At 62.3% G+C, this 21,050-nt stretch carries 27 protein-coding genes; 10 read left to right on the top strand and 17 right to left on the bottom strand.

The features are described 5' to 3' along the window. Positions 1-145 precede the first annotated feature (145 nt). The 6 genes from AC1DLT_RS21645 to AC1DLT_RS21670 all read left to right on the top strand — a co-directional run bounded on the left by AC1DLT_RS21645 (position 146) and on the right by AC1DLT_RS21670 (position 4,463). The gene (locus AC1DLT_RS21645; RefSeq protein WP_477488119.1) at positions 146-1,003 is read left to right on the top strand and encodes a protein-disulfide reductase DsbD domain-containing protein; all 858 of its coding nucleotides are present in this window, start codon (positions 146-148) and stop codon (positions 1,001-1,003) included. A 138-nt stretch (positions 1,004-1,141) separates the two neighbouring features. Beyond that, a complete protein-coding gene (locus tag AC1DLT_RS21650; protein WP_038540670.1) occupies positions 1,142-1,627 on the top strand; it encodes a peroxiredoxin in 486 nt (161 codons plus the stop codon). Positions 1,628-1,791: 164 nt separating this feature from the next. Next, positions 1,792-1,914, top strand: a complete 123-nt coding sequence (locus tag AC1DLT_RS21655) for a hypothetical protein (protein WP_258718945.1) — start codon at positions 1,792-1,794, stop codon at positions 1,912-1,914. After that, the gene (locus tag AC1DLT_RS21660) at positions 1,911-2,678 is read left to right on the top strand and encodes a metal ABC transporter ATP-binding protein (protein WP_477488120.1); all 768 of its coding nucleotides are present in this window, start codon (positions 1,911-1,913) and stop codon (positions 2,676-2,678) included. Before AC1DLT_RS21655 ends, AC1DLT_RS21660 begins: the two co-directional genes overlap by 4 nt. Beyond that, positions 2,675-3,547 (top strand): metal ABC transporter permease, encoded by an 873-nt coding sequence (locus AC1DLT_RS21665; RefSeq protein ID WP_247137930.1) that lies wholly within the window; start codon positions 2,675-2,677, stop codon positions 3,545-3,547. Before AC1DLT_RS21660 ends, AC1DLT_RS21665 begins: the two co-directional genes overlap by 4 nt. A 16-nt stretch (positions 3,548-3,563) precedes the next feature. Next, positions 3,564-4,463, top strand: coding sequence for a metal ABC transporter solute-binding protein, Zn/Mn family (locus AC1DLT_RS21670; RefSeq protein ID WP_247137929.1), 900 nt, complete (start codon positions 3,564-3,566; stop codon positions 4,461-4,463). Positions 4,464-4,695: 232 nt separating this feature from the next. On the opposite strand, the gene AC1DLT_RS21675 is transcribed toward AC1DLT_RS21670, so the two are convergent. The 16 genes from AC1DLT_RS21675 to coxB all read right to left on the bottom strand — a co-directional run bounded on the left by AC1DLT_RS21675 (position 4,696) and on the right by coxB (position 16,532). Further along, entirely contained in the window at positions 4,696-5,004 is a 309-nt protein-coding gene (locus AC1DLT_RS21675; protein ID WP_247137928.1) for a Dabb family protein, read from the bottom strand. Positions 5,005-5,067: 63 nt separating this feature from the next. After that, positions 5,068-5,877, bottom strand: a complete 810-nt coding sequence (locus tag AC1DLT_RS21680) for an endonuclease/exonuclease/phosphatase family protein (protein WP_477488121.1) — start codon at positions 5,875-5,877, stop codon at positions 5,068-5,070. A gap of 3 nt (positions 5,878-5,880) precedes the next feature. Then, on the bottom strand, positions 5,881-6,609 hold the full coding sequence (locus tag AC1DLT_RS21685) for a class I SAM-dependent methyltransferase (protein WP_477488122.1): 729 nt from the start codon (positions 6,607-6,609) through the stop codon (positions 5,881-5,883). 24 nt (positions 6,610-6,633) lie between these two features. Continuing rightward, positions 6,634-7,074, bottom strand: a complete 441-nt coding sequence (gene rnhA, locus AC1DLT_RS21690) for a ribonuclease HI (protein ID WP_477488123.1) — start codon at positions 7,072-7,074, stop codon at positions 6,634-6,636. Further along, positions 7,071-8,054 (bottom strand): homoserine kinase, encoded by a 984-nt coding sequence (locus AC1DLT_RS21695; protein WP_477488124.1) that lies wholly within the window; start codon positions 8,052-8,054, stop codon positions 7,071-7,073. Before AC1DLT_RS21695 ends, rnhA begins: the two co-directional genes overlap by 4 nt. A gap of 189 nt (positions 8,055-8,243) precedes the next feature. Then, positions 8,244-9,260, bottom strand: coding sequence for a 4-hydroxy-3-methylbut-2-enyl diphosphate reductase (gene ispH, locus AC1DLT_RS21700; RefSeq protein WP_247039622.1), 1,017 nt, complete (start codon positions 9,258-9,260; stop codon positions 8,244-8,246). 4 nt (positions 9,261-9,264) lie between these two features. Then, the gene (locus AC1DLT_RS21705; RefSeq protein ID WP_247039620.1) at positions 9,265-9,630 is read right to left on the bottom strand and encodes a DUF1304 domain-containing protein; all 366 of its coding nucleotides are present in this window, start codon (positions 9,628-9,630) and stop codon (positions 9,265-9,267) included. 68 nt (positions 9,631-9,698) lie between these two features. Next, positions 9,699-10,406: an SURF1 family protein gene (locus AC1DLT_RS21710; RefSeq protein ID WP_477488169.1), complete on the bottom strand. Its 708-nt coding sequence runs from the start codon at positions 10,404-10,406 to the stop codon at positions 9,699-9,701. Between the two features lie 57 nt (positions 10,407-10,463). Further along, positions 10,464-10,757, bottom strand: a complete 294-nt coding sequence (locus AC1DLT_RS21715) for a helix-turn-helix domain-containing protein (protein ID WP_247039618.1) — start codon at positions 10,755-10,757, stop codon at positions 10,464-10,466. After that, on the bottom strand, positions 10,754-11,104 hold the full coding sequence (locus AC1DLT_RS21720; protein WP_477488125.1) for a type II toxin-antitoxin system RelE/ParE family toxin: 351 nt from the start codon (positions 11,102-11,104) through the stop codon (positions 10,754-10,756). The genes AC1DLT_RS21715 and AC1DLT_RS21720 overlap by 4 nt, the downstream gene beginning before the upstream one ends. Positions 11,105-11,191: 87 nt before the next feature. After that, on the bottom strand, positions 11,192-12,067 hold the full coding sequence (locus tag AC1DLT_RS21725) for a cytochrome c oxidase subunit 3 (protein WP_038540634.1): 876 nt from the start codon (positions 12,065-12,067) through the stop codon (positions 11,192-11,194). A 51-nt stretch (positions 12,068-12,118) separates the two neighbouring features. Continuing rightward, a complete protein-coding gene (locus AC1DLT_RS21730; protein WP_038548842.1) occupies positions 12,119-12,754 on the bottom strand; it encodes a cytochrome c oxidase assembly protein in 636 nt (211 codons plus the stop codon). Between the two features lie 10 nt (positions 12,755-12,764). Then, a complete protein-coding gene (locus AC1DLT_RS21735; RefSeq protein WP_162182318.1) occupies positions 12,765-12,905 on the bottom strand; it encodes a hypothetical protein in 141 nt (46 codons plus the stop codon). Beyond that, complete coding sequence (locus tag AC1DLT_RS21740) at positions 12,902-13,858, bottom strand: heme o synthase (protein ID WP_477488126.1); 957 nt, start codon at positions 13,856-13,858, stop codon at positions 12,902-12,904. Before AC1DLT_RS21740 ends, AC1DLT_RS21735 begins: the two co-directional genes overlap by 4 nt. 67 nt (positions 13,859-13,925) lie before the next feature. Next, positions 13,926-15,629: a cytochrome c oxidase subunit I gene (gene ctaD / locus AC1DLT_RS21745; protein WP_038540628.1), complete on the bottom strand. Its 1,704-nt coding sequence runs from the start codon at positions 15,627-15,629 to the stop codon at positions 13,926-13,928. 18 nt (positions 15,630-15,647) lie between these two features. Next, positions 15,648-16,532, bottom strand: coding sequence for a cytochrome c oxidase subunit II (gene coxB / locus AC1DLT_RS21750; RefSeq protein ID WP_046601497.1), 885 nt, complete (start codon positions 16,530-16,532; stop codon positions 15,648-15,650). A 411-nt stretch (positions 16,533-16,943) separates the two neighbouring features. Here coxB and AC1DLT_RS21755 point away from each other — a divergent pair, with 411 nt between their 5' ends. The 3 genes from AC1DLT_RS21755 to tldD all read left to right on the top strand — a co-directional run bounded on the left by AC1DLT_RS21755 (position 16,944) and on the right by tldD (position 19,612). Beyond that, positions 16,944-17,594 (top strand): invasion associated locus B family protein, encoded by a 651-nt coding sequence (locus AC1DLT_RS21755; protein WP_477488127.1) that lies wholly within the window; start codon positions 16,944-16,946, stop codon positions 17,592-17,594. A gap of 28 nt (positions 17,595-17,622) precedes the next feature. After that, positions 17,623-18,111 (top strand): YcxB family protein, encoded by a 489-nt coding sequence (locus tag AC1DLT_RS21760; RefSeq protein ID WP_247036838.1) that lies wholly within the window; start codon positions 17,623-17,625, stop codon positions 18,109-18,111. 85 nt (positions 18,112-18,196) lie between these two features. Then, the gene (gene tldD, locus AC1DLT_RS21765; RefSeq protein WP_477488128.1) at positions 18,197-19,612 is read left to right on the top strand and encodes a metalloprotease TldD; all 1,416 of its coding nucleotides are present in this window, start codon (positions 18,197-18,199) and stop codon (positions 19,610-19,612) included. Positions 19,613-19,691: 79 nt separating this feature from the next. Here the strand turns inward: tldD and AC1DLT_RS21770 are convergent, their stop codons facing one another. Beyond that, the gene (locus AC1DLT_RS21770) at positions 19,692-20,000 is read right to left on the bottom strand and encodes a pyrophosphatase (protein WP_477488129.1); all 309 of its coding nucleotides are present in this window, start codon (positions 19,998-20,000) and stop codon (positions 19,692-19,694) included. Between the two features lie 127 nt (positions 20,001-20,127). Here AC1DLT_RS21770 and AC1DLT_RS21775 point away from each other — a divergent pair, with 127 nt between their 5' ends. Next, positions 20,128-20,919, top strand: coding sequence for a sulfite exporter TauE/SafE family protein (locus tag AC1DLT_RS21775; RefSeq protein ID WP_477488130.1), 792 nt, complete (start codon positions 20,128-20,130; stop codon positions 20,917-20,919). Positions 20,920-21,050: the final 131 nt, after the last annotated feature.

The following is a 21,050-nucleotide window of genomic DNA, read 5'->3' on the forward strand; positions in this document are numbered from 1 at the left end:
TCCAGCCTGCCTTCCGGCCCGGCCAACGGACAGGAAAGCGTCGATTGCAATTCCATCAAGATGGGGCAGTCCGACCGATCAATCAACCGAAAATGATCGGCTCGTGACTGGTTCAAACAGGGCCAATCGGTTAAACGCTTGGTCCATGGAGAGAATTTCGCTGAGCAGCATGCCTTCCCGCGCGCCGACCTTGGTCGCCGCCTGCATCACTGCGGGCGCTGTCCTCGGCTTTGCCTCGATGAGCCGCGCCGAGACCACGCCGTGGGCGAGCAACGAGGGCGGCCGCATGCGGATCGTGGCGATGCCGCCGGAGCCCGACGGCACGGTGCGCGGCGCGCTGCAGATCGAACCGAAAGCTGGCTGGATCACCTATTGGAAGGAGCCGGGCGATGCCGGCATTCCGCCGCAGATGGTATTTTCCAAGGCAAGCGGCGTGACGTTGAGCAGCATGAGTTATCCCGTGCCGAAGCGGATCGACAACGGCAAACTGCGCGACATAGGCTACGACCATGCGGTCGCCCTGCCCTTCGAGCTGAAGATGGAAGATCCCGGCAAGCCCCTGAGCCTCGGCGCCTCCGCCTTCGTCGGGCTTTGCCGCAATATCTGTATTCCCTTTCAGGCGGAATTCTCGCTGCAGCTCGGGGCCGTCAAAGGCACGCCGGTCGAAGAGGCGATGATCCTGAATGCCGCGACTTCAAAGCTCCCGGAAGCGCCATCGGACGATTTCGCCGTCACCCAGTATGCGATGACGCAAGGGCGCGACAACCTGAGCCTGAAGCTGAAGCTGCCGCCCGGCAGCGTGGTGCCGCCGCAGGTGATTGTCACCGGTCCGCAGGGCCATGTGCTCTTCGACGGCGTCAACGGCCGACGCGACGGCGACGCCTACGCGCTCGACATGCCGGTCGGCAAGCTGCCGAAGAATTACGACATCAAGGGCAAGCGCTGGGGCATTCTCGTGATCGCCGGCAACCGGGCCATGGAAACCTCGCTCGCCTTCGAGTGACGTCACTTCCTGTTGATCGGACCTGCTGCCAGTGGCCTGTTGCGGGCGGCCCTCTCCCTTGTCTTGCGTCAAGTCCGCTCTATAGTGCCCGCGAATGGCGGGCCTGAAACAGGCGCTCGCCCAACCGAGGAGAGCCCCATGACGATTGCCATCGGCGACAAACTTCCCACAGCCAAGTTCAAGGAAAAGACCGCGGACGGCCCGGTGGAGATCACCACCGAACAGCTTTTCGACGGCAAGAAGGTCGTGCTTTTCGCCGTGCCCGGCGCCTTCACGCCCACCTGTACACTGAACCACCTGCCGGGATATCTGGAAAACCGCGATACGATCCTTTCCAAGGGCGTGGACGACATCGCCGTTCTCTCGGTCAACGACTGGCACGTGATGGGCGCCTGGGCGACCCAGACGGGCGGCCTCGGCAAGATCCACTTCCTGGCTGACTGGGACGGCGCATTCACCAAGGCGCTCGGCCTCGACGCCGACCTTTCCGCCGGCGGCCTCGGCGTGCGCTCCAAGCGTTATTCGATGCTGGTCGAAAACGGCGTCGTGAAGTCGCTCAACGTCGAGGAAAGCCCCGGCCAGGCCACCGTCTCCGGCGCCGCGGCGATGCTGGAACAGCTCTGAGCACAGATTTGTATTTCGTTTGAGGAGGGCGCCTGCAGGCGTCCTTTTTGTTTTCGAGAGTGCGAGGATGGGCCATGTCCGCGGGACGCACTTCCTCCTCCGCCATCTTTCTGCCATATTTGTTATAACATAACTGTAATGTTATTACATAAATGGCAGCTGCAATGGCACGATTTTCTCCCTCCTTCAGCCTTATCGGTAGTTCTAGTCTCGGCCGCCTCGTTTATGTCGCGCTGCTCCTCGGCCTGCTCTGGCTGGCGATCGAGTGGGCGGTGATGCTGCCGTGAGCGCCCTCCTTACGCTCGATAATCTCACGGTCACCTACGACCGTCATCCCGCCGTTCATCACGTATCGGGTTTCTTCCGGGTCGGCAGCCTGACTGCGATTGCCGGGCCGAACGGCGCCGGCAAATCGACGCTGATGAAGGCGATCATGGGCGAGTTGAGGCCGGCGGAAGGGCGACTGCGGCATCAGCTTGCGCGCAGCGATTTCGGCTATCTGCCGCAAGCGGCGGATATCAACCGGCGTTTCCCGATCTCCGTCCTCGATACGGTGTTGCTCGGCGCGTGGCGGCATACGGGAGCCTTCAGGGCGAACGGAGCGAAGGAATACACCCAAGCGGCGGAGGCACTCGCGGCCGTCGGCCTTAGTGGTTTTGACCGGCGGCCGATCGGCTCGCTTTCGGCCGGGCAGTTCCAGCGGGTGTTGTTTGCGCGCCTCCTGCTTCAGGATGCCAAAGTCATCCTGCTCGACGAACCTTTTACGGCGATCGACGCGCGCACCACCCAGGACCTGCTCGAGATCGTCGCGCACTGGCATGGCGAAGGCCGCACGGTGATCGCCGTGCTGCATGACCTCGAACAGGTGCGGACCCATTTTCCCGAGACCCTGCTGCTCGCCCGCGAGTGCATCGCCTGGGGGCCGACGGCGGAGGTGATGTCCGCCGGCAATCTTCTGAAGGCGCGGATGATGGCCGAGCGTTGGGACGACGGCGCCGGGATCTGTGAGCCGCCGGTCGGCGGCGCTTCGACCAACGGGGTTGTCGCATGAGCACCTACGATCTACTGATCGCGCCGTTTGCCGATTACGGCTTCATGCGCCGGGCGCTGGTCGCCTGCCTCTGCCTGGCGCTCGGCTCCGGACCGATCGGCGTTTTCCTGATGCTTCGGCGCATGAGCCTGATGGGCGATGCGATGAGCCATGCGGTGCTGCCGGGCGCGGCGATCGGCTACTTGGTCGCCGGTTCGCTGTCGCTGACCGCGATGGGGATCGGCGGACTTGTGGCGGGGCTTTCCGTGGCGCTGCTTTCCGGCGTGGTCAGCCGCGCCACGGTGCTGCAGGAAGACGCCAGCTTTGCGAGCTTTTACCTGACTTCGTTGGCTCTGGGCGTCTTGATCGTCTCGCTGCGCGGCTCCAACGTCGATCTCCTGCACGTACTGTTCGGCACCATTCTCGCCATCGACGGCCCCGCGCTCGTCCTCATCGGCTCGATCACATCGGTGACGCTGGTCATCCTGGCGATCGTCTACCGGCCGCTGGTGGCGGAATGTTTCGATCCGGGCTTCCTGCGCACCGTCGGCGGCCGCGGGCCGGTCTATCACGCGCTGTTCCTGCTGCTCGTCGTGCTCAACATGGTCGCGAGCTTCCAGGCGCTCGGCACGCTGATGGCGGTCGGGCTGATGATGCTGCCGGCAGCGATCGCGCAGCTTTGGGCCCGCAGCCTGACCGCGATGATGGCGCTTGCCGCCGCCGCGGCCGCTGTCTCCGGTTATGTCGGGCTGATCGCCTCCTACCATCTCGAACTCGCCTCCGGCCCGACGATCATCATGACGGCAGCGGTGATCTACGGCTTTTCCATCCTCTTCGCACCGTCCGGCCTTGCCCGGCGGCTCTTTCCCCGCCCGCATCTCGCAGGCTGACTTCAAGGAGACTTCGATGATATCCCGCAGACTGCTTCTCTCCGCCGCCGTTCCCGCCCTCATGGCCTTTTCCGCGGTGCCTGCCTTCGCGGACACGCTGAAAGTCGTCGCCTCCTTCACGGTGCTCGGCGATGTCGTCTCCCAGGTGGGGGGCAAACACGTGAAGGTGACGAACCTCGTCGGCCCGAACGGCGATCCCCATGAATTCGAGCCGTCGCCGGCGGATGCCAAGAACCTCAAGGCGGCGCAGGTGGCCTTTGTCAGCGGCGAAGGCCTGGAAGGCTGGATGGATCGGCTGATCACCGCATCGGGCTACAAGGGCAAGCCCATCGTCGTCTCGCAAGGCGTCAATACGCGCACCATGGACGAGGACGGCAAGACGGTGACCGATCCGCATGTCTGGAACAGCCCGGTCAACGTGAAGGTCTGGGTCGCCAATATCGAAAAGGCGCTGTCGGAGGCAGATGCGGCCGATGCCGGCGCCTTCAAGGCGAATGCCGAAGCCTATCTCCAGAAACTCGACGCGATGAACGCCTATGCGCATTCCAAGTTCGACGCGGTACCCGCCGACCGCCGCAAGGTGCTGACCAGCCACGACGCCTTCGGTTATTTCGGCCGCGAATACAATGTCAGCTTCCGGGCGCCGCTCGGCCTCTCGACCGAAACGGAAGCCTCTGCCGCCGACGTCGCCAAACTGATCGAGCAGATCAAGGCCGAGGGGGTGAAAACCTATTTCCTCGAAAATTCCAACGATCCGCGGCTGGTGAAGCAGATCGCCAAGGCGACGGCTGCCCAGCCGGGCGGCGAGCTTTATGTCGAATCGCTCTCGGATGCCAAGGGACCGGCGCCGACCTATGAAAAGATGTTTCGCTACAATGTCGACCAGATCGCCGCGGCGATGGCGAAATCGAGCTGACGCGCCTGGCTGAGCGGGCCGTTTGTCCAGCGGCATGTCCCCATCTCAACCCTCATCCCTGTGCTCGTCACAGGGATCCAGCAGCGCCGCGTCTGCGGCGCGGTTGATTCTCTCCAGCCCAAGGACTTGGGCTGACTGGATTCCTGTGACGAGCACAGGAATGAGGGAGTACGGGACGGCGGCACCGTTCAACATCCAACGTTAGCAGGCAGAACGCCGCGAGCTATCTGTCTCACACAGCCATATCGAAAACCAGAAGTCCCGACAGACCGCCGTCGGCGGAACCGATGATCCGGTCGCCGACAGCTATGTGGTCCGGATGGACGAGATAGGCGTCGCGGGCCTCCGGGTTCTCGAAGGTCACGATGAAACCGTCGAGAAAGCCGCCGTTCAGGCCTTCCGGGGAGACGTTCTGGCCGAATTTGACATCGACGATGCCGGGCGTGACGTTCCTGAGCGCTGCAACAGCATCATAGACCGACTGTTTTTCGGCCTGCTGGATGGCCGCCTTGAAGCGGATGAATACGCAATGCAGGATCATGAACCGGCCTCCCCGAGTTGTCTGCGGCAGAATAGTGGCTGATGCTTCGAGCGCAACAGCGGCTCAGACGATTTCCAGAAGAAGGGCACGATGGTCGGAAACTTCCGGCTCGGCGACCACATCAAAACTCTCGACCTTCACATCCGGGGTCACCAGCAGATAGTCCGCATATCGCCCATCCTTCGGATACCAGGATGTGCGGGTGTCGGTGAAGCCGCGGGTGGTGACGAGATCGGTGAGGCCGAGTTTTCCGAGAATGGCGAAGGTCTCGCTGCCGGGCAGCAGATTGAAATCGCCGCAGACGACAAGCGGTTCACCCGGCTGCCAGACCTTTTCGATCAGCGCGACGAGAGCATGCGCCTGGGCCAATCGTGCCGGTGTATCGCCCTTGCCTGAAAGATCCCGCAGCCCGTGCATCTGCACGATCGTCACCGCCGAGCCAGCATCGTAGCGGTGGATGCGGACGGCATGGGCGTTGCGGGGACGTGGATGCTCGCCCCAGCCGCCGGCAGAAAACTCTCCATGCACGAAACCAAGCTGCTGGCCGATGATCGGGAAAGAGCCGCGCACAAACGTGGCGAGGCCGAATTCGGAGCCGACCTCCCGCTCACCCTCGAATAGCGTGCCGCGGGCGACCGGAGCGTACATCGCCTCATGGCCGGGCAGAACCGCCTTCACATCCGCATAGAGGTTGGCCCGCTGCGGCAGTTCGAAAGCGCCGTCGCGGTAGGCCAGCCAGTCGGCGGCCGCATCCGGCGTGCGGGTGACTTCCTGCAGGCAGAGCACATCCGGGTCAGCCGCCTTGAGATACTGCATCAGCGGCGCATGGACTCGGCCGCCCCAGGCGTTGAGGGAGATCAGGCGCAAGGTCATCGCTCAGCGCTCCGCGGAGACCATGAGGATCATCGGACGGTCCATCTCCTCGGCAAGTGCGGGATTGGCGGCAATCTGATCCGGCGAGGGATGCCATTCGATGACACGGCGGATGGCAAAACCGCCATCGATCAGCGTATTCAGCGTCGTGCCGATGGTGCGGTGATATTTGACGACGCCCTTGGCGAGCCAATCGGTCGTGCGCCGACCCTCGACCGAATAGCCATCCACCGGCCAGAACTTTTTGCCCGCCTCATCCGTCCGCCAGCCGGGATTTTGGGAAGCCATATAGATCGGGTGCTCGATGGTGAAAACAAATTTTCCGCCCGGCACGAGGGCGGAATGAACCTCGGCCACCAGCCGACCGAAATCTTCCAGGTAATGGAAGGCGAGCGAGCTGTAGGCGAGATCGAAGGCTGCCGCGGCCAATTCGACCCGCTCCAGATCGGCAATCTCATAAACAATGGCCGGGTGTGCGTTTTCCGTCCGAGCCTTGGCGATCATGTTTTCCGAAAGATCAAGGCCGAGCACGGAGGCAGCGCCCTCCTCCGCCGCAAATCGCGAGAACCAGCCGAAACCGCAGCCGAGATCGACGACGCGCAGGCCGGTCATCTCAGGCAGCAACGTCCTGATCATCGGCCATTCGGCGGCGCCGGCCAGCCCATGGACCGAGCGGCCGAGCTGGCTGTAGCCTTCGAAGAATTCCGGCGTGTCATAGACGTTCTGGGCCATCGATCCTCTCCGAGGCTTGGCAGGTTATCTCTTCTTGAACGGTGCCATGCCGAGACGGGCAAGCTCATCGGCGCGCTCGTTTTCCGGATGGCCGGCATGACCCTTCACCCAGTGCAGCGTCACCTTGTGCTTGTTGCGCGCTTCCTCCAGCTGCTGCCAGAGTTCGGCATTCTTCACCGGTTTCTTGTCGGCGGTCTTCCAGCCGTTCTTCTTCCAGCCGAAGATCCATTTGGAAATGCCGTCCATCACATATTTGCTGTCGGTGTGAAGGTTGACTTCGCACGGGGTTTTCAGCGCGTTCAGTGCGGTGATCGCCGCCATCAGCTCCATGCGGTTGTTGGTCGTCTCCGCCTCGCCGCCGAACATTTCCTTTTCCGTGTCGCCATAACGCAGGATGGCGCCCCAGCCGCCCGGGCCGGGATTGCCGGAACAGGCGCCGTCGGTGAAAATCTCTACCTGCTTCATGATGCGGACAGTCTTTCTTCAGTCAGCCCGTATTCGGTGGCCGATGCAATTTGGCGGTGGAAGCGCAGCTTGCGCAGATATTCGAGCGGGTCCTTCTTGACGACCAGCGCGCCGGCCGGCGTCGTCAGCCAGTCGTAGAGCCGCGTCAGGAAGAACCGCAGCGCCGAACCGCGGGCGAGGATCGGCAGGGCCTCGATCTCGGCTTTATCAAGCGGACGGACGCTCTGGTAGCCTTCGAGCAGCGCCTGGCCCTTGGTGAGATTGTAGGCGCCGTCCTTTTCGAAACACCAGGCATTCAGGCAGATCGAGACGTCATAGGCGAGCAGGTCGTTGCAGGCGAAATAGAAGTCGATCAGGCCGGACAGTTCGTCGCCGAGGAAGAAGACATTGTCCTGGAAGAGATCCGCATGGATGACGCCGGCGGCCAAATTCTTCGGCCAGTTCCGGTCCAGGTGATTAAGTTCCGAGGAGATTTCATCCTGCAGGCCGGTTTCGACCTCGTCGGCGCGCGCTGCGGACTTTTCCCAAAGCGTCTTCCAGCCCTCGACGGAAAGCGAGTTCGGGCGTATCAGCTCGAAATCCTGGCCGGAGAGGTGCATCCGGGCAAGCGCCTTTCCGACCTCGCGGCAATGTTTCGCCTCCGGCTTCCTCAGCCACATGCCTTCGAGGAAGGAGATCAGCGCGGCGGGCCGGCCGGACAGGGTGCCGTAGAGATTTCCGTCGTTGCGCGGCAGGGGCAGCGGGCAGGACAGGCCGCCGGCCGCCAGATGCTGCATCAGGCCGAGGAAAAACGGCAGATCACGCTCGTCCGTCCGCTTTTCGTAAAGCGTCAGGATCAGCGGATCACGGGTGGTGTGCAGCAGGAAATTCGAATTCTCGACGCCCTCCGCAATCCCCTTGTAAGAGGTCAGTTCGCCGACATCGTATTCAGTCAGGAACTGCTTCAGGTCGTCTTCGGTGATATCGGTATAAACGGCCAAGGTGGTCTCACGGTGCGTGGGAAAACAGAGTATTCAGTTCAAGGGCACACCCCCCTCTGTCACTTCGTGACATCTCCCCCTCAAGGGGGGAGATCATTGGGAGGATGCCGCCCCGGCTCCTTGCCGATCTCCCCCCTTGAGGGGGAGATGCCCGGCAGGGCAGAGGGGGGTGCTCCAGGCCACACTCGCTCACGCTCGCGCTCCATTCACCCAGGCCATATCGTCGACCGTCAAAGGCACGTTGCGCAGCTCGCGGTTGACGAGGAAGTTTTCGGTTTCCTCCGCGGTGATCGCCAGTTCGATCTCGGCGTCGAAACGGTCCTTGAAGGCGGCAATGATCTCGTCGACGATGACTTCGGGGGCCGACGCACCGGCGGAGAGGCCAAGCGTGCCGATGCGGCCGATCTCGTCCCAGTTCAGTTCCGAGGCGCGCTGCACCAGGAGGGAGCGCTTGGCCCCTGCCCGGAGCGCCACTTCGACCAGCCGCTTGGAGTTCGACGAGTTCGGTGCGCCGACGACGATGAAGAGGTCGCAGCCGGGAGCTGCTTCCTTCACCGCTTCCTGGCGGTTGGTGGTGGCGTAGCAGATGCTGTCGGCGGAAGGCGCGGTGAGGTTCGGGAAACGCTCCTGCAGCTTGGCGATGACGCCTGCGGTGTCGTCGACCGAGAGCGTCGTCTGGGTGACATAGCCGAGATTGTCGGGATCCTCGGGAATGTAGGCTTCCGCATCGGCGATCGTATCGATCAGCGACACCGTGCCCGGCGGCAGCTGGCCCATCGTGCCGATCACTTCCGGATGACCGGCATGACCGATCAGCACTACGTGGCGACCGAGGCGCTGGTGGCGCATCGCCTGCTTGTGGACTTTCGATACTAGTGGGCAGGTGGCATCGAGATAAAAGAGATTGCGGGCCTCAGCATCCTCGGGCACCGATTTGGGCACGCCGTGGGCGGAAAACACCACCGGCTGCTCGCGATGTTCGGCCGGGATCTCGTCCAGCTCCTCGACGAAAATCGCGCCCTTGGCTTCCAGCCCCTCGACCACATAACGGTTGTGGACGATCTCGTGGCGAACATAGACCGGGGCGCCATACTCCTTCAGCGCCAGCACGACGATCTGGATCGCCCGGTCGACGCCGGCGCAGAAACCGCGCGGGCCGCAGAGGCGGATCTTGAGCGGGCTTTTTTCTAGAATGGATGATGCCATCAAATCAGGACGCCAGGACTGTCAACACGAGAGCGAGAATGGCCGGACCGCCCTGGATGAGCAGGATGCGCGGCTTGACCGACCACGCGCCATATATAGCGGCAATGATGACGCACACAAGAAAGAAGAGCTTCAGTTGGAAGGCGAAGACGGGATCGGCCTGTAGCAGCGACCAGAAAAGGCCGGCCGCCAGGAAGCCGTTGTAGAGCCCCTGATTGGCGGCGAGAACCTTCGTCGCCGCGGCCTGTTCCGGCGACATGCGGAACACTTTCCGGCCGGTCGGGCCGGTCCAGAGGAACATTTCGAGGACGAGAAACCCGACATGCAGAAGCGCGGTCAGCGCTACAAAGATATTCGCCAGAAGTGTCATGACGTCGCCCCGATTCCCTCGACCCTCTGCCAAGGCTATCGCAATTGCGGATCTCAGGCCATGCGGGCTCAGACGCGCTTGCGGCGAAAAACCATGCCGATAACGACCGCGACCAGGGCGGCTGCCAGACCGTACCAGGTGATGGCATATTGCAGGTGGCTGTTCGGCAAGTCGAACTGAGTGACGCCGCCCTTCGGCCAGCCGCCCGGATTGGCGACCGACGCATCGGCATCCACGAAGAACTGCACGACCTTGGAAGCGTCGATGCCGGTGGTCGAGGCCATCGCATCGAGATCCTTCCAGTAGAAGATGTTCTTGGCCAGATCATTGTCCGGCACGATCGAGGACGGCTTTTCGCCGAGCCGCACGCGGGCGTAACCGGTGACGGTCTGCTGGCCGGCAACCTCTCCGGCGGCGCGGGTCTTCGGGTCCTTCATCTCGTAGGGCACGAAACCGCGGTTGACGAACAGGACGCGGCCATCGGCAAGCGTCATCGGCGTATAGACGTAGAACCCGGTCTGGCCGTTGAAGGTCGCGAAGAAATGCCGTTCCTTGGGGTGATCGAACGTGCCGGTGACCGAGACGCGGCGATATTCGATGTCGCCGCCGGATTTCCCGATTGCTTCGATATCGGAGAGCTGGACGGGGGCAGCCGCCCGCCGCTCGGCGATATCGGCGAGCAGCCCTTCCTTCCAATGCAGCCGCTCCACCTGCCAGGTGCCGAGCGACAAGAGGATGACCAGCGCCACCAGCACCGCGACCACAGTCGCAATCATCCGGCCACGGCCACGGGCCGGCGTTTCAGGCCTGGTCTTCGTCTGAATGTTCATGGATCAAACCAGTTCGATGCGAAGCGTTCTTCCGACAGCCGCGGCGGCGCGGCGGAGCGTGAGCAACGTGACGGACGGATAATGCGGATCGAGCAGCCGATCGAGTTGCTGGCGGCTGGAATGCATACGTTCCGCCATGGCCTTCTTCGTCAGCCCCTTCTCAGCCATCGCCGTCCGAACCTGATCGGCGATCACCTGTTTCAGGGCAACCGCCTCGGTTTCCTCCAAGAGACCGTCGGCGTCGAGGAAGTCATCGAAGCTTTCGGTTCTGTCGACATAGCCTTTCGCGTCGTTCATGCGTCTATCTCTCTTTTTCGTTTCAAGGCCAGATCGATGTCCTGCGCCGGCGTCTTTTGCGTTTTCTTTTCGAACCCGTGCAGCAGGATCATTTCTTCCTCCTGAATGAAGAAGATCACTCTTGCGATGCGGCCCGAGGACAAGCTGCTTCGAACTTCCCACAGAGCATGACCGAGCGACCGGCAATAGGGCATTCCGAGCGGCCATCCGAATTCGACACGCTGGATATCGATGCCGATCTGCCGTCGGTCTTCGCGGGAAAGCTCCATCAGCCAATCGCGGACGGGCTTACGGCCGCTTCCGGTCGCATAAAACCGCCCGACAATCTTCTTCAGCACCCCAACCATCCAACATCAATGTAACAAATTTGGGACATTCCGCAAAAGAAAAAGGGCGGCTTGTCGCCGCCCTCCCCGAAATTCATATCGACCCGATCAATGGGCCAGCGGGGCGCCCCAGCCACCCCAGACGTAGATGGCGAAGAACAGGAAGAGCCAGACCACGTCGACGAAGTGCCAGTACCAGGCGGCGGCTTCGAAGCCGAAATGCTTGGTGGGCGTAAAGCCTCCGGCAACCGCGCGCAGCAGGCAGACCAGCAGGAAGATCGTGCCGATCAGCACGTGGAACCCGTGGAAGCCAGTCGCCATGAAGAAAGTCGCACCGTAGATCGAGTTCGAGAACGCGAACGGAGCGTGCATGTACTCGTAAGCCTGGACGCTGGAGAACAGGATGCCGAGCGCAACGGTGAGCGCCAGGCCGGTGACCAGGCCCTTGCGGTCACCGTGCAGCAGCGCATGGTGAGCCCAGGTGACGCAGGTGCCCGACAAAAGCAGGATGACGGTGTTGTAGATCGGCAGGTGCCAGGGATCGAGGACCTCGACGCCCTTCGGCGGCCACTGACCGCCGAGGAACTCGACGCGGGTCGCCTGGATCGCCTCGTTGGCATAGAGGCTGGCATCGAAGAAGGCCCAGAACCAGGCGACGAAGAACATCACTTCGGAAGCGATGAACATGATCATGCCGTAGCGCAGGTGCAGCGAGACGACGCGGGTATGGGCGCCGGCGTCGCCTTCCTTGATCGTGTCCGACCACCAGCCGATCATCGTGTAGAGGATGATCGCAAGACCGATGAAGAAGAGCCACGGCGTGGCAAGGTTCAGGCCGAAGATATGGAACTGGCCGCCATGCAGATAACGCATGTAACCGACGCCACCAAAGGTGATGATGAAGGCGCCGATCGAAGCCAGGATCGGCCACGGGCTCGGATCGATGATGTGGTAGTCGTGATTTTTCTGATGCGCGTCGGCCATGTCAGAATCCCCGGATGAATGCCTGCTTCGCCGGAAAACCGGCGAACCCTCTTAAAGTTTCCCCACGCCTGTGTTCTGGGTACCCGTCTTCTGGGCGCCCGCCTTCTGGCCTTCCGGCAGAGCGGCGACCGGTTTGCTCGGCTCGCTCGGATAGAAGGTGTAGGACAGAGTGATCGTCTTGATGTTCTTGGTCTCTTGGGCCGTGGCGAACTCCGGGTCAACGAAGAACACCACCGGCATCTGGACCGACTGGCCGGGCTGCAGCGTCTGCTCCGTGAAGCAGAAGCACTCGACCTTGTTGAAATAGGCGCCCGCTTCCATCGGCGTGACGTTGAAGACGGCGCTGCCCGTCGTCGGCTTCGACGATCGATTGGTGGCGCTATATTCGATCTGCACGGTCTCGCCGATCTTCGGGCTGACTGCCTTGGCGGGCTTGAACTCCCAGTTCAGGCCCGGCGAAATGTTGGCGTCGAACGTCACCTGGATCGACTTGTTCAAGATCTTGTCGGAATACTGCTCGACGCGCTGGGTGGTGCCGTTATAGCCGGTGACCTGGCAGAACAGCCGGTAGAGCGGCACGGACGCATAGGCGGCGCCGACCATGCCTGCCACGAAAACAGCGCAGCCGGCGAAGATCGCGGCGTTGCTCACCCGTTTTGCCTGACCGTTCTGAATTCCGTCCGCCATCGGTTCCACCCTAGTTCCCGACCCCGCCGATTTTCACCAGCGTCATGATGTAGAAGAGGACCACAAGCCCGGCCAAAACCAGGCCGAGCGCGATATTGCGGTTGCGGCGCGACTTCTTCTGGACTTCGCTGAGCTTGACTGTCTCGATCACAGCAAACCTCCCAGGAGGTGCGGCACCCCCGCCAGCAGCCGGTCGGCCAGCAGGCCCGAGAAGATCGCAAAGAGATAGATGATCGAATAGGCGAACATCTTCTTCGCCGGCATCATCTTCTCGTCGCCGTCTGGCATGCGCCGGACGGCGATGGAACAGATGACGAAGATCGCGCCAAGCACGGCGGCGAAGATGCCGTAACCGAAGCCGGCAAGACCGGTGAAGGTGGGAGCGACCGCAATGACAGCGGTCAGCACAGCATAGACGATCATCTGGTTCTTGGTGGAGGCTTCGCCTGCAACATTCGGCATCATCGGCACGCCGACCGAGCCGTAGTCGCGCATCTTGAAGAGCGCGAGCGCCCAGAAATGCGCCGGCGTCCACAGGAAGATGATCAGGAACAGAAGAATGCTGTCGAGCGACACGCCGCCCGTCACGCAGGCCCAGCCAATCATCGGCGGGAAAGCGCCGGAAGCGCCGCCGATGACGATGTTTTGCGGCGTCGAACGCTTCAGCCACATCGTGTAGACGACGGCGTAAAAGAAGATCGTGAAAGCGAGCAGGCCGGCTGAAAACCAGTTGACCGCGAGGCCGAGGATGACCACCGAAAAGACCGAAAGCGTCAGGCCGAAAGCGAGCGCTTCCTCGGGCAGGATGCGCCCGGCCGGAATTGGGCGCTTGGCGGTGCGGCTCATAATGGCGTCGATATCGGCGTCGTACCACATGTTGAGCGCCCCGGAGGCGCCGGCGCCGACGGCGATGCAGAGAATGGAAATCACGCCGAGGACCGGATTGATCTGACCTGGCGCCAGAATGAGGCCGGCGAATGCGGTGAAGACCACGAGCGACATCACCCGGGGCTTCAGGAGCTCGAAGAAATCGCGCGCGCTCGCTTCCGAGAGGCGCGAGCCTCCATCGGTGCCGAGAGCGTCGTGATTGTCCATAACCGTCATTGAACCGTCCTGTTTGGTATTTCAAGGCATCGCGCTGCCGCGATGCCCTTCTTCAAAGATGAACCGCTTACTTGACGCGCGGCAGCTGTTCCCACTGGTGGTACGGCGGCGGCGAAGAAAGCTGCCATTCCAGCGTCGTCGCGCCTTCGCCCCATGGATTGTCGCCGGCAACGCGCTTCTTTGCGAAGGCTTCCCAGACGCCGAAGAGGAAGATCAGCACGCCGACGAAGGAGATGTAGGAGCCGACGGAGGAAACGTAGTTCCAACCGGCGAATGCATCCGGATAGTCGATGTAGCGGCGCGGCATGCCGGCGAGGCCGAGGAAATGCTGCGGGAAGAACACCAGGTTCACACCGATGAACATGACCCAGAAGTGCAGCTTGCCGATGAACTCGTTGTACATGTAGCCGAACATCTTCGGGAACCAATAATACCAGGCCGCGAAGATGGCGAAGACCGCGCCGAGCGACAGAACGTAGTGGAAGTGGGCCACGACGTAATAGGTATCATGCAGCGACCGGTCGAGGCCGGCATTGGCGAGCTGAACGCCCGTGACGCCGCCGACGGTGAACAGGAAGATGAAGCCGATCGCCCAGATCATCGGCGTCGAGAAGGTCAGCGAGCCGCCCCACATCGTCGCGATCCAGGAGAAGATCTTGATGCCGGTCGGAACCGCGATGACCATCGTCGCGAAAACGAAGTAACGCTGCGTGTCGAGCGACATGCCGACCGTGTACATGTGGTGGGCCCAGACGATGAAGCCGACGGCGCCGATCGCGACCATGGCGTAGGCCATGCCGAGGTAACCGAAGACGGGCTTCTTCGAGAAGGTCGAAACGATATGGCTGATGATGCCGAAGCCGGGCAGGATCAGGATGTAGACTTCCGGGTGACCGAAGAACCAGAACAGGTGCTGGAACAGGATCGGGTCGCCGCCGCCTTCCGGAGAGAAGAAGGTGGTGCCGAAGTTGCGGTCGGTCAGAAGCATGGTGATGGCGCCCGCCAGGACCGGCAGCGAAAGCAGCAGCAGGAAGGCGGTAACCAGAACCGACCAGGCGAAGAGCGGCATCTTGTGCAGCGTCATGCCCGGAGCGCGCATGTTGAGGATCGTGGTGATGAAGTTGATCGCACCGAGGATCGAGGACGCGCCGGCGACATGCAGCGCGAAGATCGCCAGGTCGACTGCCGGTCCCGGATTGCCTGCAGTCGAGAGCGGCGGATACATGGTCCAGCCGCCACCGACGCCATAGGCGCCTGCCGGGCCCTCGACGAACATCGACAGCAGCAGCAGCAGGAAGGCCGGAACGATCAGCCAGAAGGAGATGTTGTTCAGGCGCGGAAAAGCCATGTCCGGCGCGCCGATCATGATCGGCACCATCCAGTTGGCGAAACCGCCGATCATCGCCGGCATGACCATGAAGAAGATCATGATGAGTGCGTGAGCGGTGGTGAACATGTTGAACATCTGCTTGCCGCCATCGATCGCGGCGTCGCCTTCGTAGCCGTAGACTATCGCGGCCAGGCCGTGGAAGATCTGGATGCCAGGCTCCTGCAGCTCCATGCGCATGGCAACAGAAAGAAGGCCGCCAATGATGCCCGCGATGATCGCGAAGATCAGGTAGAGCGTGCCGATGTCCTTGTGGTTGGTCGAAAACAGCCAGCGGGCGGCAAAGCCCGGCTTATGCGAATGATCATGATGATCGTCGTGAGCATGCGCATCGTGAGAGGTGCGAGCCTGAGCGTGATCGTCGTGAGCGGAATGTCCAGCCATTGTCCTCACTCCCCTTGATTACTTGGATTCGTTTGCGGCGACGGCGAAGTTGCCGGCCGGCTTGTCGACGGCTGCCATCAGGCCCTTGTAGGCGCCCGGCAGGTCGGTCGCAGCAGCAGCGAGCCAAGCCTTGTACTTGTCTTCAGACACGACGCGGATGGCGATCGGCATGAAGGCATGGTCCTTGCCGCAAAGCTCGGAGCACTGGCCATAATAGAGGCCTTCGTTCTCGGCCTTGAACCAGGTTTCGTTGAGGCGACCCGGAACGGCGTCGATCTTGATGCCGAAAGCCGGCATGGCGAAGGCATGGATAACGTCGGACGGAGCGGCCGTCACCAGCATGCGCACGGTCTTGTTGACCGGGATGATCAGTTCGTTATCGACGGCCAGCAGCTTCGGATAGACGGCGAGATCGGTCTTGCCGGCGCTCGCGCGATCGGGATCCTTCAGCAGGTACGAATCGAAGGCGACCGGGGTCTGCATGCCTTCATATTCGTAGTTCCACTGCCACTGGGTGGCAGTGGCCTTGACGGTCATGTCCGAGTCCGGAATTTCGAGCTGGGCATTCAACAGGTTGAAGGAGGGGATGGCGAGGAAGAAGAGAATGAGAACCGGGCCAAGCGTCCAGATGATCTCGATCGCCGTATTGTGGCTGACGCGCGACGGCACCGGATTGGCGCTCGCACGGAACTTCACCGCGACGACGACCAGCAGCGCCAGGACCAGCAGCGTCACCGGCACGATGAACCACAGGGTATAATGGTTGAACCAGCGGATCTGGTGCATGATCGGCGTTGCAGCCGCCTGGAAATCAATCTGCCACGGATGCGGCTGGTCCGCAAAACCTGCGGAAGCAAAGAGCAGACAGATGAGCGCCGTCATCACTGCAAAAGCCCTGTTCATCACTACATATCTCCCCATGCGTCTGATCTCGATCAAACCGAACGCAGAATCCAAGCTATATGGTCTGCTTCAATCACAGTTTGCCTGCCGCCGCAATATCTGGCGGGAAAAGCCCGTGCGGCATTTTTGCGCCTCCCGGAGAAGCCCGAAATCGTGCCATAATGATAGGCTATAGAGTCCCCTTTTTGGGGCGTTCGGCCCGTATTCCATAGGCCTTCCACACTTTCGGCGGCCTAACTATAGCCCTGCGCCGACCAAAATCCGGCGATTTCTTTATAATAATGTCGGTGGCGCCACTGGCCCGGGCCGAGTCCCATTTTCGCCGTACTCCACTGGAAAGAGGTCAGGGCTTTTCATTTCGCCCGGCGAACGCCAAGAATAGCCGCACTGATTCGTCTTCCAGAGGTTTCCATGGGTCGTCCCTCCCTGATCTGCGCCGGTCTAGCCGTGATGCTTGCAGCCGCCGTTTCGCTTCCCGCGTTCGCGCAGCAGCCGCAGCCCGCCCCGCGCCCCGCCGCGCCCCAGCCGGCCCCCCTGCCGGCTCAGGGCGCGAAACCGGGGCCACAGCCGCCCCGGCCGGCGCCGAACGGTGGGCAGGCCCAGCAGCCCCCGGGGCAGCAGGCGCAACCGCCCGGCAATGTGCGTGAAAACCACGGCGCATGGTCGATCATCTGCGACCGCCCGGCCGGCGCTTCCGCCGACCAATGCGCGCTGATGCAGAACGTCATTGCCGAGGACCGGCCGGAAGTCGGCCTGTCGGTGGTGGTACTGAAGACCGCCGACCGCAAGGCGCGCATCCTGCGCATCCTCGCGCCGCTCGGCGTGCTCCTGAAGGATGGCATGGAACTCTATGTCGACAACAACAATATCGGCCGCGCCTATTTCACCCGCTGCTTCTCCGAGGGCTGCTATGTGGAAGTGGAGATCGACGAGGAACTGATGCGCATCCTCCGGGCCGGCAAGGCCGCCGTCTTTGCCCTGCGCGAATCCGCCGATCAGGACCGGGTCGGTATTCCGATCGAGCTGACCGGCTTCGGCGAAGGTTACGACGCACTTCCGTGATCACGTTATTATAAAGAAACGATCGTTCATGGAGCTTCGCGGCAGCCATACCTTTCCCGTCCATTTCGACGACGAGGTCGTGCGCGATGCGGTGCGCGTGTTCGTCATAGAGCGCACGATGCGCGAGCAGAAGGGGAAGTGGGCGGCGGCGGGGCTGGTGGTCGTCGCCGGCGTCGTACTCCTGTTCCAGGGCAACTTCACCCTCGCGCTGCTGGCGTTCCTCGTCGCCTGTTTCCCGGCGATTTTCAGCGCCGTGGTCTGGCGCGCGCATTCCGCCAGCGCCTTTGGCCGCTACAGGCGCATGACCGATCGCAGCGCCGAAGTCACCATCGATCCGGATGGGTTCGGCATCGCCTCCAACCTCGGCGACGGGCGGCTCAACTGGCCCAATGTCACCGAGATCTGGGAAAGGCCGCTTTCGTTCATGCTGTTCAGCGGCACATCGGCCTTCAATATCCTGCCGCGAAAGGCCATGCCGCAGGAGGTGCAGGCCTTCCTTAGCGCAAAAGCCATCTGAAGACAGGCTTGCTTCGGTCCCTCCCCGGACCTACATCGGTTGGAACAGAGCGCGTCTTCCAGTGGCAGCGCAGAAGGAGCATCCCATGAATACCGACCTTCTCAACCTTTTCGACTGCGACGAGACCAAGCTGCGCTCGATCCTCTCCGAGGCGCTTACCGGCGCCGATGACGGCGAGCTTTTCGTGGAACATGCCCAGGCGGAATCGCTGACCTTCGACAATGGTCGCCTGAAGGGCGGTTCGTTCAACACCGACCAGGGTTTTGGCCTGCGCTCGGTCGCCGGCGAAGCGGTCGGTTACGCGCATGCGGGCGAGCTTTCCGCCGCAGCGCTGTCCCGTGCCTCGGATGCGGTGCGGGCAGTGACCTCCGGTTATTCCGGCTCCTACGCGGCCGCCCCACAGCGCACCAACAAGAAATATTACGGCGACGAGAACCCGATCGGCAGCCCCAGTTTCGAAGAGAAGGTCAAGCTGCTCACCGAGATCGACGCCTATCTGCGCTCCAAGGACGACAAGGTGCGGCAGGTGACGGCGACCGTTTCGGCAAGCTGGCAGGTGGTCGACATCCTGCGCGCCGATGGCCACCGGGTGCACGACATCCGCCCGATGACCCGCATCAACATTTCCGTCGTCGTCGGTGACGGCGACCGGCAAGAATCGGGTTCGTTCGGCACCGGCGGCCGCATCGGCTTCGGCGATTTCGTGACGGAAGGCAACTGGCAGACCGGCGCCGACGAGGCGCTGCGCCAGGCGCTCGTCAACCTTTCCGCAATCGACGCGCCGGCCGGCACCATGGATGTCGTGCTCGGCTCCGGCTGGCCGGGCGTGATGCTCCACGAGGCGGTCGGCCACGGGCTGGAAGGCGATTTCAACCGCAAGAAGACCTCGGCCTTTGCCGGTCTTTTGGGGGAAATGGTCGCGGCTCCGGGCGTCACCGTCGTCGACGACGGCACGATCGACAACCGCCGCGGCTCGATCACCATAGACGACGAAGGCACGCCGTCGGCCTACAACGTGCTGATCGAGAACGGCAAGCTGGTAGGTTACATGCAGGACCGCCAGAACGCCCGGCTGATGGGCGTCGCGCCGACCGGCAACGGCCGCCGGCAGGGTTATGCCTATACGCCGATGCCTCGGATGACCAATACCTACATGCTCGGCGGCGACAAATCGCCCGAAGAGATCATCGCCTCGGTGAAGAAGGGCATCTACGCCGTCTCCTTCGGCGGCGGCCAGGTGGACATCACCTCCGGCAAGTTCGTGTTCGGCTGCACCGAGGCCTACATGATCGAGGACGGTAAAATCGGCCCGGCCATCAAGGGAGCCATGCTGATCGGCAACGGCCCGGATGCGATGCGCCGCGTCTCGATGGTCGGCAACGACATGAAGCTCGACACCGGTATCGGCAATTGCGGCAAGGGCGGCCAATGGGTCCCCGTCGGCGTCGGCCAGCCGCATCTGCGGATGGACCAGGTGACGGTGGGCGGGACGAAGGCGTAAAGCCGGAGCAATTTGCCTGACGATAGAAACGCCGAAGTTTCTATCGTCAGATCCCGATGCCGGAGAATGAGCCTGAACTTCACCCCTCATCCGGCCTGAACAGCCATTTCCGCTCGATCGCCGATACAAGATCGATCCGGTTGTTGCGGGCAAACAGCAGGATATGGCCGAGAAGATCGGCCGTCTCGTCGGCAAGGTCGCGGCTGAGATCCGCGTCGCTCCTGCCCTTTTTCCGTCCGCGGCCGGTGGCGCGGTTCCAGGCCTGGGTCAGTTCGCCCATCTCCTCCTGCAGCTTCAGGAGAAACCAGTCGGGATCGCGGATCATTCCGTGGGTTTCGGCATAAGTTGCGGATGCGGCCTCGAATTGTTCGGTAAGTTTGCCCAGCATAACGTTCTCCTTTTGTATCCACAGGAGAATGCCGATTCCAGCGCCGTGTCCAGAGGGTTTGCTTGACACCCTCACCCAAATCCCGGCAGGTGCGGGCCATCCGATCTCATCCGCATCACGGCATTCCATGGACTCCGCCAATCCGATTTCTGCCTTGCTGGACGCATGGGTTCCGGGCCACGGGGCGGCGCAGCTCGTCTTTCTTTTCCTCTCGGCGCTGATCGCCGGACTGGCACGCGGGTTTTCCGGGTTCGGCGGAGCGCTGATCTTCGTTCCGCTTGCAGGTGCTGCCGTCGGCCCGAAGATCGCCCCGGCCCTGCTGCTCGTCATCGACGGGGTGACGACGCTCGGCATGCTGCCGGATGGGTGGAGGCGGGCGAACCGGCGAGAAGTGGGCACGATGCTGATCGGTACGCTGGTCGGCGTGCCGGCGGGTACGACGCTGCTGGCCCTGATCGATCCAACGGCGTTGCGCTGGCTGATCTCGGTCGTCGTGCTCTGCCTGCTGATCTTCCTGATTTCCGGCTGGCGTTACCATGGCAAGCCGAAGACGCCGCTGACCATCGGCGTCGGAGCGCTTGCCGGCCTGTTCGGCGGTGCGGCGCAGCTTTCCGGCCCTCCGGTCGTCGCCTACTGGCTCGGCGGCGCCATTCCGCCGCTCACCGTACGCGCCAATCTCATCCTTTATTTCGCGCTTTCGACGGTGATTTCGGCCACCGCCTATGTCATCGGCCACCTTTTGACGCTCGACGTCCTTGCCCTCGCACTGATCGCGGGGCCGGGTTACGGCCTCGGTGTGACCGCCGGTTCGAAACTGTTCGGATTTGCCTCCGAAGGCACCTTTCGGCGCATCTGCTTCCTGCTGATCGCCATGGCGGCGATCGTCAGCCTGCCGCTTTTCGATGTGCTGCGGCCCTGAGCAGGATTCAGCACGGCGTTATTCAGCAAGACTTAACCCGTCCGAGAGTAGGGTCGGCCTCACCGAAGTAACGTGGGCGTGATCGCGGTGGGGAACACGAAGGAGAGGTTTCAGGCGCTTTGGCGCCGGGA

Source organism: Neorhizobium sp. 05N33, assembly GCF_056397445.1.

Coding starts and splice junctions, on each gene's coding strand:
- AC1DLT_RS21645 (WP_477488119.1), top strand. CDS start 146: ATGGAGAGAATTTCGCTGAGCAGCATGCCTTCCCGCGCGCCGACCTTG.
- AC1DLT_RS21650 (WP_038540670.1), top strand. CDS start 1,142: ATGACGATTGCCATCGGCGACAAACTTCCCACAGCCAAGTTCAAGGAA.
- AC1DLT_RS21655 (WP_258718945.1), top strand. CDS start 1,792: ATGGCACGATTTTCTCCCTCCTTCAGCCTTATCGGTAGTTCTAGTCTC.
- AC1DLT_RS21665 (WP_247137930.1), top strand. CDS start 2,675: ATGAGCACCTACGATCTACTGATCGCGCCGTTTGCCGATTACGGCTTC.
- AC1DLT_RS21670 (WP_247137929.1), top strand. CDS start 3,564: ATGATATCCCGCAGACTGCTTCTCTCCGCCGCCGTTCCCGCCCTCATG.
- AC1DLT_RS21675 (WP_247137928.1), bottom strand. CDS start 5,004: ATGATCCTGCATTGCGTATTCATCCGCTTCAAGGCGGCCATCCAGCAG.
- AC1DLT_RS21680 (WP_477488121.1), bottom strand. CDS start 5,877: ATGACCTTGCGCCTGATCTCCCTCAACGCCTGGGGCGGCCGAGTCCAT.
- AC1DLT_RS21685 (WP_477488122.1), bottom strand. CDS start 6,609: ATGGCCCAGAACGTCTATGACACGCCGGAATTCTTCGAAGGCTACAGC.
- rnhA (WP_477488123.1), bottom strand. CDS start 7,074: ATGAAGCAGGTAGAGATTTTCACCGACGGCGCCTGTTCCGGCAATCCC.
- ispH (WP_247039622.1), bottom strand. CDS start 9,260: ATGGCATCATCCATTCTAGAAAAAAGCCCGCTCAAGATCCGCCTCTGC.
- AC1DLT_RS21705 (WP_247039620.1), bottom strand. CDS start 9,630: ATGACACTTCTGGCGAATATCTTTGTAGCGCTGACCGCGCTTCTGCAT.
- AC1DLT_RS21710 (WP_477488169.1), bottom strand. CDS start 10,406: ATGATTGCGACTGTGGTCGCGGTGCTGGTGGCGCTGGTCATCCTCTTG.
- AC1DLT_RS21715 (WP_247039618.1), bottom strand. CDS start 10,757: ATGAACGACGCGAAAGGCTATGTCGACAGAACCGAAAGCTTCGATGAC.
- AC1DLT_RS21720 (WP_477488125.1), bottom strand. CDS start 11,104: ATGGTTGGGGTGCTGAAGAAGATTGTCGGGCGGTTTTATGCGACCGGA.
- AC1DLT_RS21725 (WP_038540634.1), bottom strand. CDS start 12,067: ATGGCCGACGCGCATCAGAAAAATCACGACTACCACATCATCGATCCG.
- AC1DLT_RS21730 (WP_038548842.1), bottom strand. CDS start 12,754: ATGGCGGACGGAATTCAGAACGGTCAGGCAAAACGGGTGAGCAACGCC.
- AC1DLT_RS21740 (WP_477488126.1), bottom strand. CDS start 13,858: ATGACGGTTATGGACAATCACGACGCTCTCGGCACCGATGGAGGCTCG.
- ctaD (WP_038540628.1), bottom strand. CDS start 15,629: ATGGCTGGACATTCCGCTCACGACGATCACGCTCAGGCTCGCACCTCT.
- coxB (WP_046601497.1), bottom strand. CDS start 16,532: ATGAACAGGGCTTTTGCAGTGATGACGGCGCTCATCTGTCTGCTCTTT.
- AC1DLT_RS21755 (WP_477488127.1), top strand. CDS start 16,944: ATGGGTCGTCCCTCCCTGATCTGCGCCGGTCTAGCCGTGATGCTTGCA.
- AC1DLT_RS21760 (WP_247036838.1), top strand. CDS start 17,623: ATGGAGCTTCGCGGCAGCCATACCTTTCCCGTCCATTTCGACGACGAG.
- tldD (WP_477488128.1), top strand. CDS start 18,197: ATGAATACCGACCTTCTCAACCTTTTCGACTGCGACGAGACCAAGCTG.
- AC1DLT_RS21770 (WP_477488129.1), bottom strand. CDS start 20,000: ATGCTGGGCAAACTTACCGAACAATTCGAGGCCGCATCCGCAACTTAT.
- AC1DLT_RS21775 (WP_477488130.1), top strand. CDS start 20,128: ATGGACTCCGCCAATCCGATTTCTGCCTTGCTGGACGCATGGGTTCCG.